The sequence below is a fragment of the Streptomyces sp. NRRL B-3229 genome (genome assembly GCF_000719505.1).
Classification (GTDB): domain Bacteria; phylum Actinomycetota; class Actinomycetes; order Streptomycetales; family Streptomycetaceae; genus Streptomyces; species Streptomyces griseorubiginosus.
On the sequence record NZ_JOGP01000004.1, the window covers coordinates 340,132 to 357,098 of the forward strand.

17 protein-coding genes and 1 pseudogene are annotated in these 16,967 nt (G+C 73.3%); 7 read left to right on the forward strand and 11 right to left on the reverse strand.

Annotated elements, in window-relative coordinates; genetic code table 11:
• The first annotated feature begins 21 nt into the window (after positions 1-21).
• The 6 genes from IF54_RS0108335 to IF54_RS0108360 all read left to right on the forward strand — a co-directional run bounded on the left by IF54_RS0108335 (position 22) and on the right by IF54_RS0108360 (position 4,029).
• Positions 22-687, forward strand: a complete 666-nt coding sequence (locus IF54_RS0108335; RefSeq protein WP_030316098.1) for a fasciclin domain-containing protein — start codon at positions 22-24, stop codon at positions 685-687.
• 131 nt (positions 688-818) lie between these two features.
• Complete coding sequence (locus tag IF54_RS0108340; protein ID WP_030316099.1) at positions 819-1,346, forward strand: Asp23/Gls24 family envelope stress response protein; 528 nt, start codon at positions 819-821, stop codon at positions 1,344-1,346.
• A 56-nt stretch (positions 1,347-1,402) separates the two neighbouring features.
• Positions 1,403-1,588 (forward strand): hypothetical protein, encoded by a 186-nt coding sequence (locus IF54_RS42670; RefSeq protein ID WP_159002097.1) that lies wholly within the window; start codon positions 1,403-1,405, stop codon positions 1,586-1,588.
• The gene (locus IF54_RS0108350; RefSeq protein WP_030316100.1) at positions 1,585-2,541 is read left to right on the forward strand and encodes a DUF6286 domain-containing Asp23/Gls24 family envelope stress response protein; all 957 of its coding nucleotides are present in this window, start codon (positions 1,585-1,587) and stop codon (positions 2,539-2,541) included. Before IF54_RS42670 ends, IF54_RS0108350 begins: the two co-directional genes overlap by 4 nt.
• Positions 2,541-3,110 (forward strand): hypothetical protein, encoded by a 570-nt coding sequence (locus IF54_RS0108355; RefSeq protein WP_030316101.1) that lies wholly within the window; start codon positions 2,541-2,543, stop codon positions 3,108-3,110. The genes IF54_RS0108350 and IF54_RS0108355 overlap by 1 nt, the downstream gene beginning before the upstream one ends.
• A 34-nt stretch (positions 3,111-3,144) precedes the next feature.
• Positions 3,145-4,029, forward strand: a complete 885-nt coding sequence (locus IF54_RS0108360; RefSeq protein ID WP_063754932.1) for a YihY/virulence factor BrkB family protein — start codon at positions 3,145-3,147, stop codon at positions 4,027-4,029.
• On the opposite strand, the gene IF54_RS0108365 is transcribed toward IF54_RS0108360, so the two are convergent.
• The 7 genes from IF54_RS0108365 to IF54_RS0108395 form a co-directional block, all read right to left on the reverse strand.
• Positions 3,999-4,709, reverse strand: coding sequence for an alpha/beta hydrolase (locus tag IF54_RS0108365; protein ID WP_030316103.1), 711 nt, complete (start codon positions 4,707-4,709; stop codon positions 3,999-4,001). The genes IF54_RS0108360 and IF54_RS0108365 overlap by 31 nt on opposite strands.
• 58 nt (positions 4,710-4,767) lie before the next feature.
• On the reverse strand, positions 4,768-5,589 hold the full coding sequence (locus IF54_RS0108370) for a DUF1295 domain-containing protein (protein WP_030316104.1): 822 nt from the start codon (positions 5,587-5,589) through the stop codon (positions 4,768-4,770).
• A complete protein-coding gene (locus tag IF54_RS0108375) occupies positions 5,586-6,881 on the reverse strand; it encodes an SAM-dependent methyltransferase (protein ID WP_030316105.1) in 1,296 nt (431 codons plus the stop codon). The genes IF54_RS0108370 and IF54_RS0108375 overlap by 4 nt, the downstream gene beginning before the upstream one ends.
• Complete coding sequence (locus IF54_RS0108380) at positions 6,878-8,128, reverse strand: class I SAM-dependent methyltransferase (RefSeq protein ID WP_030316106.1); 1,251 nt, start codon at positions 8,126-8,128, stop codon at positions 6,878-6,880. The genes IF54_RS0108375 and IF54_RS0108380 overlap by 4 nt, the downstream gene beginning before the upstream one ends.
• Complete coding sequence (locus tag IF54_RS0108385; RefSeq protein ID WP_030316107.1) at positions 8,125-8,856, reverse strand: DUF1365 domain-containing protein; 732 nt, start codon at positions 8,854-8,856, stop codon at positions 8,125-8,127. The genes IF54_RS0108380 and IF54_RS0108385 overlap by 4 nt, the downstream gene beginning before the upstream one ends.
• Complete coding sequence (locus IF54_RS0108390) at positions 8,853-10,112, reverse strand: NAD(P)/FAD-dependent oxidoreductase (RefSeq protein WP_030316109.1); 1,260 nt, start codon at positions 10,110-10,112, stop codon at positions 8,853-8,855. The genes IF54_RS0108385 and IF54_RS0108390 overlap by 4 nt, the downstream gene beginning before the upstream one ends.
• Before the next feature lie 294 nt (positions 10,113-10,406).
• A complete protein-coding gene (locus IF54_RS0108395) occupies positions 10,407-10,802 on the reverse strand; it encodes a thiamine pyrophosphate-dependent enzyme (RefSeq protein ID WP_324616538.1) in 396 nt (131 codons plus the stop codon).
• A gap of 29 nt (positions 10,803-10,831) precedes the next feature.
• Between IF54_RS0108395 and IF54_RS0108400 the strand changes: the two genes are divergently transcribed.
• Positions 10,832-11,368: an HAD-IA family hydrolase gene (locus tag IF54_RS0108400; RefSeq protein ID WP_234438936.1), complete on the forward strand. Its 537-nt coding sequence runs from the start codon at positions 10,832-10,834 to the stop codon at positions 11,366-11,368.
• Between the two features lie 63 nt (positions 11,369-11,431).
• Here IF54_RS0108400 and araD read toward each other — a convergent pair whose 3' ends face one another.
• The 4 genes and pseudogenes from araD to IF54_RS39500 form a co-directional block, all read right to left on the reverse strand.
• Positions 11,432-12,139: an L-ribulose-5-phosphate 4-epimerase AraD gene (gene araD / locus IF54_RS0108405; protein WP_030316114.1), complete on the reverse strand. Its 708-nt coding sequence runs from the start codon at positions 12,137-12,139 to the stop codon at positions 11,432-11,434.
• Between the two features lie 31 nt (positions 12,140-12,170).
• Positions 12,171-13,688 carry an L-arabinose isomerase gene (gene araA / locus IF54_RS0108410; protein WP_030316115.1) on the reverse strand — a complete coding sequence of 506 codons (1,518 nt, stop codon included), beginning with the start codon at positions 13,686-13,688 and terminating at the stop codon, positions 12,171-12,173.
• 28 nt (positions 13,689-13,716) lie between these two features.
• The gene (araB, locus tag IF54_RS0108415) at positions 13,717-15,357 is read right to left on the reverse strand and encodes a ribulokinase (protein WP_234438937.1); all 1,641 of its coding nucleotides are present in this window, start codon (positions 15,355-15,357) and stop codon (positions 13,717-13,719) included.
• A 175-nt stretch (positions 15,358-15,532) separates the two neighbouring features.
• Positions 15,533-16,966: pseudogene (locus IF54_RS39500) on the reverse strand (RICIN domain-containing protein).
• Position 16,967 lies beyond the last annotated feature (1 nt).

Genomic DNA, 16,967 nt, shown 5'->3' on the forward strand with positions numbered 1-16,967 from the left:
GTCACCTACAGGAGAAACATCGTGAACACCCGTATCCGTCGTATCGCCGTGACCGTGGCCGCCGCGGCCGTCCTGCCGCTCGCGCTGAGCGCCTGCTCCGACAACAGCAGCGACTCCACCAAGGCCGACTCCTCCGCCAAGGCGTCCACCGAGGCGTCCGCCTCCGCCTCGGACGACTCCATGGCCGGCTCCGGCAGCACCGCCTCCGCGGACCAGCCCTTCGGCCCGGCCTGTTCGGCGGTGCCCACCAGCGGTGCCGGTTCCTTCGACGGCATGGCCCAGGACCCGGTCGCCACCGCCGCCTCCAACAACCCGGCGCTGTCCACGCTGGTGGCCGCGGTGAAGAAGGCCGGGCTGGTCGACACCCTCAACAACGCCCAGAACATCACCGTGTTCGCGCCGACCAACGACGCCTTCGCGAAGATCCCCAAGGCCACCCTGGACAAGGTCCTCAACGACAAGGCCCAGCTCACGAAGATCCTCACCTACCACGTCGTCGGCCAGAAGCTCACCCCCAAGGACCTGGAGAACGGCTCCTTCGACACGCTGGAGAAGTCGAAGCTCACCACCTCCGGCTCCGGTGAGTCCTACACCGTCAACGACTCCGCGAAGGTCGTCTGCGGCAACGTCAAGACCGCCAACGCCAACGTCTACATCATCGACAGCGTCCTCATGCCCACCAGCTGACGGGGCGTCATCGGTGGGGTGTCACACCTGTGGCACCCCACCGACGCGTTTGCGGACCCGCGTCACAACCGCGCCCGGGCCGGGTCGAAAGAAGTGAGAGCCCATCGAGAACCGAGCGAGAGGAACCCGCGATGACCACGCAGACCACGCCCGTCGCCCAGGACCTGCCCACCCCGCAGACCGCCCCCGCCCGCAAGGACCCGCAGACCGGCAGGGCGCCCCGCACCACGGCCGTGTCCGGCGGCGCGACCGGGGCCGACCAGCCCGCGCCCGACCGGGGCCGGACGTCGATCGCCGACGTCGTCGTCGTGAAGGTGGCGGGCATCGCGGCCCGGGAGATCCCGGGCGTGCACGACATGGGCGGCGGCCTCTCCCGCACCATCGGCGCCGTACGCGACCGGGTGCCCGGTGGCCGCGCCAACGTCGGACGCGGCGTCAAGGTCGAGGTGGGTGAACGGCAGACGGCCGTCGACCTGGACCTGGTCGTCGAGTACGGCGTCTCCGTCATGGACGTGGCCCGGGACGTCCGGGAGAACGTGATCGACGCGGTGGAGCGGATCACCGGCCTGGAGGTGGTCGAGGTCAACATCACCGTGAACGACGTCCACCTGCCCGACGAGGACGAGTCCGAGAACAGCACCGGCTCCCGCGTGGAGTGACGGCGCGGGGGCACCGGAGCAGACGGGGTTCGACACGGGGTGAGAGGCAGAGGGACGTGAACACACCAGTGGTGGGAATGGCCGCGGGCATGGCGTTGGCGTTCGCCGGGTTCTTCGGCGGGTTCGGCGCCTTCCTGCTCGTGGCCGCGCTCGGCGGCCTGGGCTGGGCCCTGGGCCGGTGGATCGAGGGCGGCGGCAGCGTCCGGGACGTACGGGGCGCGTTCGAGCGGAGCCGCCGATGACCGCCGCGGCCGAGCGGGGCACCACCACCGTCTCCGAGCGCGCGGTCCGCAGGATCGCCGGGCGGGCCGCCGCCGAGTCCCTGCCGCACGGGGACGGCGTCCGGGCCACCGGGAGCACGGCCTCCGTGCACGGCAGGAGGGCGGAGCTGTCCCTCGCCGTGACACTGCCCTACCCGGCGCCCCTCGCCGACACCGTGCGGGACGTCCGGCGCCATGTGGTCGAGCGGACCGGACAGTTGACGGGACTCGACGTGGCGGCCACCCGGTTCGCGGTCACCTCCCTCAGCGTGCCCCGGGTGCCGGTCCCCCCGGCCCCGGAGCACGACGGGGTCCGTACGCCCCGCCGTTGGTGGTCCCAGCGCCGGGTGCCGGTGGCCCTGCTCTCCGCGGTGGCCGCCGTCTGCTGGGGCGCGCTTGCCCTCGACCTGGTCCGGGTGCACACCGCGCACCGGGCGGCGGCCGCCTGGCGCAGGTCCGCGCTGCACTGGCTGTCCGGTCACGCGCCCGGCGACCCGGCCGTCGTCGCCGCCGGGGCGGCGGTCGCCCTGCTGGGCGTCTGGCTGATCCTGCTCGCCGTGACGCCCGGCCGTCGCCGTCGGTCCACGCTGCGGGTCCCCGCGGCCCGGGTGGCCGCGGCGGTGGACCGCTCCGCTGTGGAGTCCCTGGTCCGCGACGCGGTGGGGGACGTGGCGGGGGTCGGCGCGGTGCGGGTGCGGGCACGGACGGGCCGCGTGACCGTGCGGGCCGGGCTCTGCTTCGGCGATCGCGCGGCCGCCCGGGACGCCGTCACGTCCGCGGCCCGAGCCGCCCTGACCGGGTGCGGACTGCGCCGGACGCCCCGGCTGCGGGTGAGGGTCGTCCCCGAACCGGTCTGGCGCCCCCCGCTCGGTGCGGGGCAGGAGGCGTCGGAACCCGTCGCCGCCACGTCCGGCCACCCGGAAGGTGACCGGTGATGGCACGCACCCGTACGACCGTCAACCGAGCCGTCCTCGGCGGCTCCGGGCTCGTCCTGCTCCTCGTGGGCGCGTGGCTCGCCCTCGCGCACCGGGCGCCGTCCTGGTGGCCGGCCGAGGACACCGGCGCCCTGTGGCCGACCCGGACCCGCCTGGCACGGCTGCGCGCCGAGGACTGGTGGACCCCCGCCGTCCTGGCCACGGCGATCCTCCTGACCGCGCTCCTCGCATACGTGTGCCTCGCACAGCTGCGTCCGGGCCCAGCCCGGCACCTGGCCCTGCCCTCCCCCGGCGGCACGGTCCGCCCCCGGGCCCTCGCCGGGGCACTGACCGCCCGCGCCGCCGCGGTCCCCGGGGTCGCCCGCGCCCGGGCCCGCGTCCTGCCCCGCCGCCGGCAGCGTCTGGACGTCGGCCTGCGGGTCTGGCTGGACCCGGGCACTCCCCCGGACGCCGTACTGCCCTCGCTGCACGCCGTGACCGCCGAGGCAGAGCGGGCGACCGCGCCGTACACCGCGTACACCCGGATCCGGCTGAGCACGCCCTCGCCCCGGAGGTCCCGTGTCCGCTGAAGCGTGGGCCGGTCGGCTGCGCCGGATCGGCCGGATGCCGCGCCCGCCCGCCGACTGGTGGCCCGCGCTGCGCCGCACCCCGGTCTCGCTGTGGGACGACGACATCTCGGACTACGCGGCGGCCCTGACGTACTACGCGATCCTGGCGGTGCTGCCCGCGATGCTGGTCACCGTGCTGGCGTTCGGCATGATCAGCCCGGACACCGCCGAGGAGTTCGTCACCCATGTGACGGCCTACGCGCCCGCCGACTCCGGGGCCTCGCTGCACGCCGTGCTCAGCCGGGTGCTCGGCGCCGACCGGACGGCGTGGCCGCTGCTCGCGGCGGGATCGGCCAGTGCCCTGTGGTCCGCCTCCAGCTACCTCGCCGTCTTCCGCCGCGCCCTGCACCGCATGCACCGGGTCGAGGACCGGCGCTCGCCCTGGCGCAAGGCGCACCGGATCCTGCTCACCGCGCTCGGGCTGCTCGGCCTGCTGCTGGTGGGCTCGCTCACCCTGCTGCTGACGGGGCCGCTCGCGGAGGCCGTCGGCCGGACCCTCGGCCTGGACACCACGGCGGCCTGGGCGTGGCGCCTGCTGCGCTGGCCGGTGCTGCTGTGCCTGGTCGCCCTGCTGGTCGTGATCCTCTTCCACACCGGCCCCACCGCGGCCCGCCGACGTGAGCGCAGTCTGCCCGGCGGGGCGCTGGCGGCCGCCCTGTGGCTGACGGTCTCCGCCGGCTTCTCGGTGTACGCCGGCACGCTGGGCGCCTACAGCAGGCTGTACGGCTCCCTCGCCGGTGTCGTCGTCTTCCTGGTGTGGCTGTGGCTGTCGAACCTCGCCCTGCTCACGGGCGCCCAGTTCGGCGCCGAACTCGCACCGCGTGCTCTGAGCACCGCTCGGAGCACTGCTCAGAGCACCGGGAAGTCGCCGGTCCCGTAGCACTCCTGGGGCAGCGGGTCCGGTACGGCCCCGGGGTCCAGGAGGTGGGCGACGACGGCCGCGGTGGTGCGGTGCCAGAGGCGGTGGCGGCGCAGCATCGCGTGGTCGCCGCCGGCGATGACGGCCATCCCGGCCCGCGCGGGGGTGGCCTGGGCGCGGTGGACGCAGTCGGCCGTGGCGGCGGGCGAGGTGACGCGGTCCCGTCCGCCGTGCAGGGCGACGATCCGCCGGCCCGCCGTCTGGGCCACCGGCTCGCCCGTGGGCCACCACGGCGCGAGGGCGCACACGCCGGTGACCTGGGGGTGTCCGGCGGCGTGCAGGGCGGCCCGGCCGCCCATGGAGTGGCCGAGCAGCACGGTGGGCACGGGGCCGGCCAGGGCGGTGAGCTCGTCCAGGGCCCGCAGGGTGTCCCGCCCGGCGTCGGCGCGGGTGCCGTTCCAGCCGCGCAGGCGGTAGCGGACCCGGGCGACCAGGACGTCCTGGTGGGGCAGGGCGGCGGTCACCGCGCGCAGGATCGGGTCCATCCGCAGGGCGGCGAGCTGCCGGGGGTGGGTGGGGCGCTCGCTCGTCTCCTGTCCACCGTGCAGGACGAGGACGGCGGCCCGGGGCCGGGGCGGACACCGTCGGGGCAGCAGGGCGGGCGTGGTCCGGGCAGAGGTGTCGAGGTCGTCCTGCGGCACGATCAGAGGCTCCTTGTCGCCGTGGGTCGCACGGGTGCATCCTGCCCCGCCCGGGCGGTCACCGTCGCCCCCGTCCCGCGGCCCGCTTCGGGGGCCGGGGGAAGAAGCCGCTGGTGCGGGTCCGGTACTCGGCGTAGCCGGGCCGGTCGGCCATGTGCCGTTCGAGCAGCCGCTTTCCGCTGCCCCGGGTCAGCAGCAGGCTCATCACCACCGGCGACACCACGGTCGCGGCGGCCGCCGCCGGCGCGTCGCAGACCAGCAGGAACAGGCCCCACCAGACGCAGAAGTCGCCGAAGTAGTTGGGGTGCCGGGTCCACGCCCACAGCCCCCGGTCCATGATCCGGCCGCGCTGGGCGGGATCGGCCTTGAACCGGGCGAGCTGGGCGTCGCCGACCGCCTCGAAGCACACCCCGACCGCCCACAGCGCGACACCGGCCCAGGCCAGGAGCGAGGGCCGGCCGGGCACGTACTGCGCCGCCTGCACCGGCAGGGACACCAGCCACACGAGGGCGCCCTGGAGCAGGTAGACCATGCGCAGGGCGTAGGCGTTCCGGTTGCCGGGCGCCTTCGCGAGCATCGCCTCGTAGCGCGGGTCCTCGCCGTGGCCCCGGCCCCGCCGGGCGATGTGCACCGCGAGGCGCAGCCCCCAGGCCGCCGTCAGCCCGGTCGCCAGCAGCCGTCGTACGGGATCGCCGTGCCCGGCGGAGACGGCGAGGGTCGTGAGGGCCACGGCGGTGAAGCCGATCCCCCAGGCCACGTCGACGATCCGGTGCACGCCCAGCCGCACGGCGACCGCGAAGGTGACGAGCATGACCGCCAGGGCCGCCGCGGCCGCCCAGGCCAGGCCGGTGGCGAAGGCGCTCCACGGGAAGCCGTTCACAGGTCCGCGTACCAAGCGCTGGAGCCGGCCTCCATACCGGACGCGCCGCCGGGTCCGGGCCGTACGGCGAGGATCTGGTCGACGCCCATCCGGCCCTCCTCGAAGGCCAGTGCCCCGCCGGCCAGGTAGAGCCGCCAGACCCGTGCGGTCTCCGCACCGGCCAGCCGTACGAACGCGTCCCAGCGCTCCTCCAGGGTGCGGTGCCAGGCGGCGATCGTGCGGACGTAGTGCTCGCGCAGCGACTCCGTGTGCCGTACCTCCAGACCGCCCTCCTCCAGCAGGGCCACGGTCTCGCCGAGGGGCCGCATGTGCATGTCGGGGGCGATGTACGCCTCGATGAACGCCCCGCCGCCGGGGGCGCCCGGACCCCGTGACATCTGCTGCACCAGCACGCGGCCGCGGGGCCGGACGAGCCGGTGCAGGGCGGCCGCGAAGGCGGGGTACTCGGCGTCGCCGACGTGCTCGCCCATCTCGATGGTGGAGACGGCGTCGTACCCGCGGCCCCGGATGTCCCGGTAGTCCTGGCAGAGCACCTCCACCCGCTCGGTCAGCCCGCGCTCGCGCACCTGCTCGCGCACGTACGCCGCCTGCTCCCGGGCCAGTGTGACGGCGGTGACCCGGACTCCGTGCCGCTGCGCCGCGTGCAGGGTGAGCGAGCCCCAGCCGCAGCCGATGTCCAGCAGCCGGGCGCCTGGCTCCAGGGCCAGCTTGCGGCAGATCAGCTCCAGTTTGGCCCGCTGGGCGTCGACAGCGGTGAACCCCGGCTCGTCGCTCACCCAGTAGCCGCAGGAGTAGGCCATGGTCTCGTCGAGGAGGAGGCCGTAGAACTCGTTGGACAGGTCGTAGTGGTGGCTGATCGCGGCCCGGTCGCGGGCCCGGCTGTGCAGGCCGCCGCGGAGGCGGGCCTGGGAGGCGGGCGCGGGCGGCGGGGGCCCCACGACACCGAGGCGTACGGCGGTGACGAGGGCTCGGGCCCGGTCGGCGGACGTCAGCCGGGGCGGGCGCAGGCCCCGCTCCCGCTGGGCCGCCCACATCGTCCGCAGGCCCTCGGCGAGGTCGCCCTCGGCGTCGAGCTCACCGGTGACGTACGCCTGTGCGAGGCCCAGTTCACCGGGCTGCCACAGCAGTCGGCGCAGCGCGCGGCGGGAGCGCAGGACCACTACGGGTGCGTCGGCCGGTCCGGCCTCGCTGCCGTCCCAGGCGCGCAGCCGCAGCGGCAGGGGGCCGCCGAGCGCGTCCTCGACGAGGGCGGTGAGCAGAGGGGCGGCACCGGGCCGGGCGAGGGTGCTCATCGGGCGGGGTTCTCCTTGCTGAACAGGTACTGCTGGACGTCGAGGTAGCCGGAGCGGAATCCGGCCTCGGAGTAGGCCAGGTAGAAGGTCCACAGACGGCGGAAGGTCTCGTCGAAGCCGAGGGCGGCGACCTCGTCGGCGCGTTCGGTGAACCGCTCCCGCCACAGGCGCAGGGTCTCGGCGTAGTGGGCGCCGAAGGCGTCGCGGCGGGCGAGGCGCAGCGCGGTGTGGTCGCGGGCGGTCTGCTCGATCGCCTCGGTGGACGGGATGAGGCCGCCGGGGAAGACGTACTTGTGGATCCAGGTGAAGGTGTCCCGGGAGGCGAGCATCCGCTCGTGCGGCATGGTGATCGACTGGAGCGCCACCCGGCCGCCCGGGGCGAGCCGGGCGTCGAGCGTGCGGAAGTACACCGGCCAGAACTCGGCGCCGACCGCCTCGATCATCTCCACGCTGACCACGGCGTCGTACTCCCCGGTCGCTTCCCGGTAGTCGCACAGCTCGATCGAGACGCGGTCCTCGAGTCCCGCCGCGCGCACCCGTTCCAGGGCCAGGGAGCGCTGCTCCGCGGAGAGGGTGAGCGAGGTGACCCGGGCGCCCCGGGCGGCGGCCCGCAGCGCCAGCTCGCCCCAGCCGGTGCCGATCTCCAGCAGCCGGGTGCCGGCGCCGACGTCGGCCAGGTCGAGCAGCCGGTCGATCTTGCGGTGCTGGGCGGCGGCCAGGAGGTCCCAGCTCGCCGGGAAGCCACGGAAGACGGCCGATGAGTAGGTGAGGGTGTCGTCGAGGAAGAGGGCGAACAGGTCGTTGGAGAGGTCGTAGTGGCGGCTGATGTTGGCGCGGGAACCGTCCGGGGTGTTGCGCTCCTCGTGCGGGTGTCTGGGGGCCCACAGTCCGCGCAGGCGTTGCAGCGGGGCCGGGATCAGGTCGGCCGCGTGGGCGGCGAGCACGGTGAGGGCGGCGACCAGGTCGGGGGCGTCCCACTCTCCGGCCATGTACGACTCGCCGAAACCGACCAGGCCGCCGGTGCCGATCCGGGCGTGGAAGGCGGCCGGGTCGTGCACGTGGAGGAGCGGGCCGCCGAGACCGATGTCACCGGAGCCGGCGAGGCGGGCGCGCAGGGGAAGTCCGCGCAGGGCCCGGCGGACGAGCACGGCGGTCACGGTGTCCCGGGGCCGGGAGGGGCGGGGCACGGCGACGATGTCGGGCCAGCGGGCCGCGTCGGCCGGCGCGTCGTGGGCGACTGTGGTCATGTGAGGTTCTCCGGGGTGTGCTGCTCGGGTCGGGGCTGGACGGCCAGGCCCCGCAGGTAGAGGCGGATGCCGTGGAAGCGGATGGCCGCCGACACGGCGAGGGTGGACCAGGGGTGGCGCAGCGCCAGGCGCAGCAGGTTCGGGACGGTCACCGCGCGCCGGGTGCCGTGGACGGTGGCCGTGAGGGTGCGGCCGTCCTCCCGGTCCAGGTGCACGGTCAGGTCGAGCCGGGGTCCCGGATGCGGCAGCCGCATGCGGTAGCGGCCGTCCACGGGGAGGAACGGCGAGACGTAGAACTCCTTGTCGGCCAGGGCCGTCCCGCCCTCGTCCGGGTGCAGGAGGTAGGCGTGCCGGCCGCCGTAGGTGTTGTGGACCTCGGCGACCACGCAGCGGGGGGCGCCGTCGGGTCCGTGGCACCAGTAGAGGGTGATCGGGTTGAACACATACCCGAGGACCCGGGCGTGGGTGAGCATCACCACCGGCCCGCCCTCCAGGTCGACGCCGTGCCCGGCGAGGTAGGCGTCGAGGCCCGCGCGCAGGGTGGGCCGGTCGCCGGTGAAGTGGTCGCGGGGGTCGAAGCGCGCCAACGGCCGCAGCGGCAGGGGCAGTCGAGGAGGACGGTCGGGGTCGACGAGCCACAGGTAGGTGCGGTGGCGCAGCAGGTACCGCCACGGAGTGGTCCGCACATGGCGGATCGTGCAGGCGTAGAGGGCCGGTACGGCGTTCACCAGCGCGCTCCCAGCGCGGCGGCGGCCTCGACTCCGGAGCGGCAGCCGTCCTCGTGGAACCCCCAGCCGTGGTAGGCGCCCGCGAACACGCAGACGTCGCCGGCGAGTTCGTGCAGCCGCCGCTGGGCGGCCACCGACTCCGGGGTGTAGACGGGGTGTTCGTAGACCATGCGGGCCAGCACCCGGTCCGGGTCGACGCGGTCCTCGCCGCCGAGGGTGACGACGAACGACTCGGCGGCGTCGAGGCGTTGCAGCCGGTTCATGTCGTAGCTGACCCGGACGCGGTCGGCGCCGGCCGTGCAGGACGGCATGAGGTAGTTCCAGGAGGCGCGGGCGCCGCGGGCGCGGGGCAGCAGCCGGGTGTCGGTGTGCAGGAGGGTGGTGTTGCGCGAGTAGCGGAACGCGCCGAGCACCTCCCGCTCCCGCTCGGTCGGATCGGCGAGCAGGCGCAGTGCCTGGTCCGGGTGGACCGCGATGACCACGGAGTCGTAGGACTCGGTGGTGCCGTCGGCGGCGGTCACCTCGGCGCCGTCGGCGTGGCGGCGCACGGCCCGTACCGGGGTGCCGGTGCGGATCTCGGCGATCTGCTTGGCGATCCGGTCGACGTACGCCCGCGAACCGCCGGTGACCGTGCGCCACACCGGCGAACCGCCGACCGACAGCATTCCGTGGTGCTCCAGGAAGCGGAACAGGTAGGCGGCTGGGTAGCGCTGGGCGGTGACGGCGTCGCAGGACCACACGGCCGACACCACGGGGGTCATGAAATGGGCGCGGAAGTAGGCGGAGAAGCCCTCCCGGTCTAGGAAGCCCCCCAGGGTGAGGTCCTGCTCGTCGCCGTGGGCCAGCAGCCGGCGGGCGGCCCGGTGGAAGGCCGGCACCTCGGCGAGCAGCCGCAGGTAGCTGCCGCTGAGGACGCTGCGGGGCCGGGCGAGGAGTCCGGCGGGGCCGCGGGCGCCGGCGTACTCCAGTCCGCAGCCCTCGCAGCGGACCGACATGCTCATCTCCGACTCCTGCGTGGGGACGCCGAGTTCGTCGAAGAGCCGCAGCAGGTGGGGGTAGGTGCGGCGGTTGTGCACGATGAACCCGGAGTCCACCCGGTGCACCCGCCCGTCGTACGACGACGTCACCTCATGCGTGTGCGCGTGCCCGCCGAGCCGGTCGTCGGCCTCGTAGAGCACGACGTGTCGCGTCCGCCCCAGGATGTACGCGGCGGTCAGCCCCGCCACCCCGGAGCCCACGACGGCCGTCCGCCTCATCCTCTTTCCTCCCGCGCTCGCGATCAGTCCGCGCGTAATCCGGAGCAGGTCGGGGTGCGGATTGGCGGGAGGTGGATCGGGTGGGGAGAAAGTCGAGAGGGGGATCGGGCAGAGAGGGGGGATCGCGTGGAGAGGGGCGTCGCGGGGGCGCGGCCGTCAGGCGGGCTGCCAGGCGGACCGCAGGGCCAGGCGCGCCATCGACACACCGACCTCGTCGACCGGCGGCTCACGAACACCCGGACCGCCCGTGCGGCCGGATCGCGGCTGTACGGGCGGTCGGTGAGGACAGGTCGGTCAGAGGTGCTGTTCCGTCCCCCTGATGCGGTCGTACTCCTCCTGGCGCTCGTCCTTGATGTACGCCGGGATCGGGAAGTCCCACCAGCCGGGGACCCAGGGACCGGCGGCGTCGCGGTCCGTGGGGACCTCGATCACGGCGGGGGCGCCGGACTGGACCGCCTTGCGCAGGGTCGGCTCCAGGGAGTCGGAGTCGTTGACCTTGTACGACTCGATGCCGAAGGCCCGGCCCATGGCCGCGAAGTCGGGGCTGTACGGCGAGCCGTCGGGGTGCGAGAACTCGGTGCCGATGTGGCGCGAGGTCTGCTTGCGCCGGCCGCCGCGGATCGACATGTAGCCCGCGTTGTTCTGGACCACGAAGATCACCGGGGCGCCGGCGGTGACGCTCAGGGCGATCCCATCAGCGCCCGGGCGCCCTGGAGAAGATGGCCGCCCGCGCCCGCGTCTCCCCCGACGCCTTCACCACGGCCCACTGGGCCCACCGCCCGCCCTACGACGCCGGCCGGCACACCGCCTCCGCGTACTGGACCGACGTCCTGCACGCTCTGTCCCGCCCCGCCTACGCCGACACCATCGAGGAGCTGCGGCTCACCGACATCGACAGCTGGTCCCGTGTCGACGAGAGCATGGTCACCTACGTGCTCGGCCTGCGGGAGCGGGCCCGGGTCGCCCTGCTGTCCAACATCCCCGCGGACCACGCGGACGCCTTCCTCGCCGCCCAGCCCTGGCTGAACGACCTCGACCACGTGGCCTTCTCCGGCCGGATCGGCGCGGCCAAGCCCGACCCGGCCGCCTTCCAGTACTGCGTCGTCGCGATGCAGTCCGCGCCGGCCGACTTCCTCTTCGTCGACGACCGCGAGGAGAACGTCCGCGCGGCGCAGGCGGTCGGCCTGGACGGGCACGTCTTCCGCGGCCGGGGCGAACTCGCGGAGGTCGTCGACACCTGGCTGCCGGCCCGCTGAGGCCGGGTACCGCGGGGCCGCCGGTGCGTGACGAGCCGTCACGCACCCGGCGGCCCGTCCGGCTCACGGGTTGCCGTAGTAGGCGTCCGGGCCGTGCTTGCGGGTGTAGTGGCGGGCGAGGAGGTGCGGGGGCGGGGGTGTGGTCACGCCCAGGCTCAGGGTGTGCAGGGCGATGTCGGCCACGGCCTCGCAGATGATCGCGTGCTCCAGGGACTTGCGGGCGGTGGCCCCCCAGGTGAACGGGCCGTGGTTCGCCACCAGCGCGGCCGGCACCTCGACCGCCCGTTGGTCGTCCTCCGCCAGGAGGTCCACGATGACACGCCCGGTGTTGTACTCGTAGTCCTTCGCGCACTGCTCCGCGGTCAGGTCCGGGGTCACGGGGATCGGCCCGTTGAAGGTGTCGGCGTGGGTGGTGCCGAGCACCGGTATGTCCCTGCGGGCCTGGGCGAAGGCGACCGCGTGGGTGGAGTGGGTGTGGGTCACCCCGCCCACCGAGGGGAACGCCAGGTACAGGCAGCGGTGGGTCTCGGTGTCCGTGGAGGGGCGCAGGTCGCCGTCGACGACCTCGCCGTCGGACAGCCGTACCGTCACGAGGTGGTCGATGGTCAGGTCCTCGTACGGCACTCCCGAGGGCTTGATGACGAACACCCCCGCCTCACGGTCGACTCCGCTCACGTTGCCCCACGTCAGGGTCGCGAGGCCGACCTGGGGGATGGTCAGGTTGGCGTCGAGGACCTCCTGTCGGAGGCCGGGGCGGACTTCTACGGTCATCGGGTCTCTCCTGGAGTCCGGTGCGCGGCCGTCACAGGGCCTGGGCCAGGCGGTGGTAGGCGGCGTTCCACCGGATCTCCTTGGCGAACTGGTCGGTGGTGGTGTTCTTGTCGATCGTGAGCAGCTCGACGCCCGTCATGGACGCGTAGTCGGAGAGCGTCTCCAGGTCGACGGCGGAGCTGAGCACCGTGTGGTGGGGGGCGCCGGCCAGCAGCCAGCTCTCGGCGGACTCGGCGAGCGAGGGCTGCGGCTTCCACACCGCCCGGGCGACGGGGAGCTGGGGAAGCGGCTCGTTGGGCGATATGACGTCGACGGCGTTGGCGGTGAGCCGGAAGCGGTCCCCGAGGTCGGAGAGGCCGACGACGACGGCGGGGCCCTCGGCCGCGTTGAAGACCAGGCGGACCGGGTCCTCGCGGCCGCCGATGGACAGCGGGTGGATCTCGCAGCTGGGGCGGTCGGCCGCGATGGAGGGGCAGACCTCCAGCATGTGGGCGCCGAGGATGCGGGGCTCGCCGGGGCCGAGGTGGTAGGTGTAGTCCTCCATGAAGGAGGTGCCGCCGGGCAGTCCCTGGCCCATGACCTTCAGCGTGCGCAGCAGCGCGGAGGTCTTCCAGTCGCCCTCGCCGCCGAAGCCGAAGCCGTCCGCCATCAGCCGCTGCACGGCGAGACCGGGCAGCTGGCGCAGACCGCCCAGGTCCTCGAAGTTGGTGGTGAACGCGGTGAAGCCGCCCTCGGTGAGGAAGGTGCGCAGGCCGATCTCCTGGCGGGCCGCGTACAGCAGGGAGTCGTGACGGATGCCGCCGGGGCGCAGGGCCGGCACGACGTCGTACAACTCGACGTACTCGGCGGCGAGTTCGGCCGCCGCCTTGTCCTCGACCTCGTCGACGACGGCGACCAGGTCGTTGACGCCGTAGGTGTTGACGGAGAAGCCGAAGCGGATCTGGGCCTCGACCTTGTCGCCCTCGGTGACGGCGACGTCCCGCATGTTGTCGCCGAAGCGCGCGAGACGCAGGCCGCGCGAGGCCTGGCGGGCGACGGCGGCCCGGGCCCAGGCGGCGATCCGCCGGATCACGCGCGGGTCGGTGGCGTGACCGGCGACGATCTTGCGGTCGACGCCGACCCGGGACTCGATGTGCCCGAACTCGCGGTCCCCGTGGGCGGCCTGGTTGAGGTTCATGAAGTCCATGTCGATGCTCGGCCAGGGCAGCGACAGGTTGTACTGGGTGTGCAGGTGCAGCAGCGGCACGTCGAGGGCGCTCAGGCCGGCGATCCACATCTTCGCCGGGGAGAAGGTGTGCATCCACGCGATCACTCCGACACAGGTGTCGGAGGCGGAGGCCTCCTGGCACATGCGGCGGATCGCCTCGGCGTCGGTCAGGACCGGCTTCCACACGATCCTGACCGGCACCTTGCCCGGGCGGCCGAGCATCTCGGAGATGCTGCGGGACTGGTCGGCGACCTGGCGCAGGACGTCGTCGCCGTACAGGCCCTGGCTGCCGGTGAGAAACCAGATCTCGTGATCGGGGTAGGCGGGGGCGTTGGTGTCCATGGGGGTGTGTCCCTTTCAGGCGTTCAGGTCAGGAGGAGGCGGAGACTTCGGCGCGGATCCTGCGCAGGCGGTGCATGACCTCGTTGGTGCCGCGGCCGAAGTAGTCGTGCAGCAGCCGGTACTCGGCGAAGAGGCGGTCGTAGGCCGCCGCCCGCTCGGGGTCCGGGAGGTAGACGGCGGGGCGGGCCTTGCCCATGGCCCGGGCCGCGGCCCTGATGTCCGGATAGGCGCCCGCGGCGACCGCGGCGTGCATCGCCGAACCCAGCGCGGGACCCTGCGCGGAGTCGATGACGCCGAGGGGCAGGCGGGTGACGTCGGCGTAGATCTGCATCAGCAGCGCGTTCTTCGTCAGACCGCCCGCGATGATCAGCTCCTCGACGGGCACCCCGGAGGCGGTGAACGTCTCGATGATGGTGCGGGTGCCGAAGGCGGTGGCCTCGAGCAGCGCGCGGTAGACGTCCTCGGGGCGGGTGGACAGGGTCAGGCCCACGACGACGCCGCTGAGGTCGTGGTCGACCAGGACGCTGCGGTTGCCGCTCTGCCAGTCCAGCGCGATCAACCCGTGTTCCCCCACGGCCTGTTCGGCCGCCAGCGCGGTGAGGTGCTCGTGCGGGTCACGGCCGAGGGCGGCGGCCTCCTCGGCGTACCCGGCGGGGAAGCCGGTGCGCACGAACCAGCCGAAGATGTCGCCGACGCCGCTCTGGCCCGCCTCGTAGCCCCACAGACCGGGCAGGATGCCGCCGTCGACGACGCCGCACATGCCGGGCACCTCGGCCCACTGGTCGGAGCTCATCACATGGCAGGTCGAGGTGCCCATGATGGCGACCATCCGGCCCGGCTCGACCGCGGTCGCCGCGGGCGCGGTGACATGGGCGTCGACGTTGCCGACACAGACGGCGATGCCCTCCGGCAGTCCGGTCCAGGCCGCCGCCTCGGCCGTCAACCCACCGGCGCGGTCACCGAGTTGCCCGATCGGGTGCTCCAGCTTGTCGGCGACGAAGTCGGCGAAGCCGGGGTTGAGCGCGGCGAGGTACTCGGGCGAGGGGTACACGCCGTCCTGGAACTGGCCCTTGTAGCCGGCGGTGCAGGCGTTGCGGAGGTACGTGCCGGACAGGCGCCACACGATCCAGTCGGCCGCCTCGATCCACCGCTCGGTGCGGCCGTAGATCTCGGGGTCCTCCTCCAGGAGCTGGAGCGCCTTGGCGAACTCCCACTCGGAGGAGATCTTCCCGCCGTAGCGCTTGATCCAGGGTTCCTTGCGCTCCACGGCGAGGTCCGTGATGCGGTCGGCCTGGGCCTGGGCGGCGTGGTGGCGCCACAGCTTGACGTAGGCGTGCGGACGGGAGGTGTACTCGGGCAGCTCGCACAGGGGGGTTCCGTCGGCCAGCACGGGCAGCACCGTGCACGCGGTGAAGTCGGTGCCGATACCGATGACCTGCTCCGGACGCACACCGGCGCGGGCCACCGCCTCGGGGACGGCGATCCGCAGGACGTCGATGTAGTCGGACGGGACCTGGAGCGCCCAGTCGGGCGGCAGTACGGTGCCGTCGGGCAGCTGCCGGTCGAGGACGGCGTGGGTGTACGGGTGCTCGGCGGCGGCCAGTTCGGCGCCGTCGGAGACGCGTACCACAACGGCCCGCCCCGAGAGTGTTCCGTAGTCGATCCCCACGACGTAGGTTTCGGGTTGAGGCTGCTGTCCCCTGTTGTCGGCGTTCACCCTCACATCACCCTTCTGTTCGATATTTCGAATGATGTTCGATATCCTGCATGGGAGTATGACACGCACCACCGGACGGCAGATAGATGCTGGTGGTCCGACGTCACCGCCGGACCACCACCGCCGCCTAGCGGACGAGCTTCCAGTCCTGCGAACCGTCACCGGTCGCGTTCTGAAGGGTCAGCGGCACCCCCGCGGAGGCGCCGGTCAGGTAGAGCGCGCTGTTCTTGACGGCCTGGAACCTGTAGTAGCCGTCGGAGGTCTTCACGAGGTTCCAGCTGCCCGTCGAGCTGTTGTCGACCCACTGGCCTATGCGCTGCCCGACGGTGGCGTTGCCGGTCCAGATCGCGGCGGCACGGCCGCCCGACCTGTTCAGCAGGCTGGTGCCGCCGTTCGGCTCGTCCACCACGTGCCACTGCTGGGTGTCCGGGTCGGCCGCCGCCCCGAGTCCTCCAGGACCACGTCCGGGGCGTCCCCGTTGCCGAGGTTGGCGTCGTTGGTCCTGTTGCCGGTGCCGATCACCTGGCCGGTCCTGCGGTTGACCAGCCGGTAGCAGGTGCCGGCCGAGTCGCCGAGGTCGACCTCGGCGAAGGCGATCGTGGACGTGCCCTGGTTGTTGAGGATCGCGATACGGCCGGTGCCGTCGACGTACTGGAGGTTGCGGCTGTAGCCGGCCGGTGAGGTCGTCTGGTACTCGGTCCACACGCCGTCGCTGCGGCCGCTGTCGTTGACCCACCGACCCCGCGACGTCGACGACCGGCTCGCTCCAGTCGGCGCTACGCCCGTCCCAGGTCCGGTGCACGAGGATCTGCCCGTGCGAGTCGGTGGCCGTGTCGTTCGCCGGGTCCTTCGTGGGCACGCCGGTGACCGGGTCGAAGCCGGTGCAGTCGTTCTCGTCGGAGTAGTAGCAGACCAGCTTGCCCTTGTAGACCATCAGGTACGGCTCCCACAGCGGGTCCACCTGCTGGTACTTGTTCGCCGCGGCGATGTTCTTCCCGACCGCGCCCGCGCTGCCGCCCTGCCATCCGCCGGTCGCCACGACGTTCCGGATCGTCCAGCTCCTGCCCTGATCCGTACTGGAGTACAGGGCGATGGCCAGATCGCTGCGGTCGCCGTTGTTGGACGGGGTCCAGTTCGGGTCGGCGGCCTTGTGCTCCTTGTAGTAGTAGTCGTCACTGGAGACGACACTCGCCAGGAGCAGGGTGCCGGCCTTCATCCCGCCGACGCTCCTCGGCAGGACGTACAGGTACGGGTTGGTCCAGTTGCTCGTGTACTTGGCGTACCTGGGGTCCTTGGAGAGGTACGCCGGTGCCTTCACCTCGGACAGCGGCTGCCAGCTCGTGCCGTCGTCGTCGCTCTTGTAGACCGGGAGGGTCTGCCCGGCCGCGCTGCCGGAGGACGCCACGACGGTCGACTTCTCGAACGAGGCGACCAGCCGACCGCCGGGGAGCTGGGCCGACTTCGGGTAGACCGCGCAGTTGCCACGCCCCTTCAGACACGGCTCGCTGCCCAGCTGGTGCAGGGTCCCGCCGGTCGGGTTGTACGCCTGGGCACCGGCCATG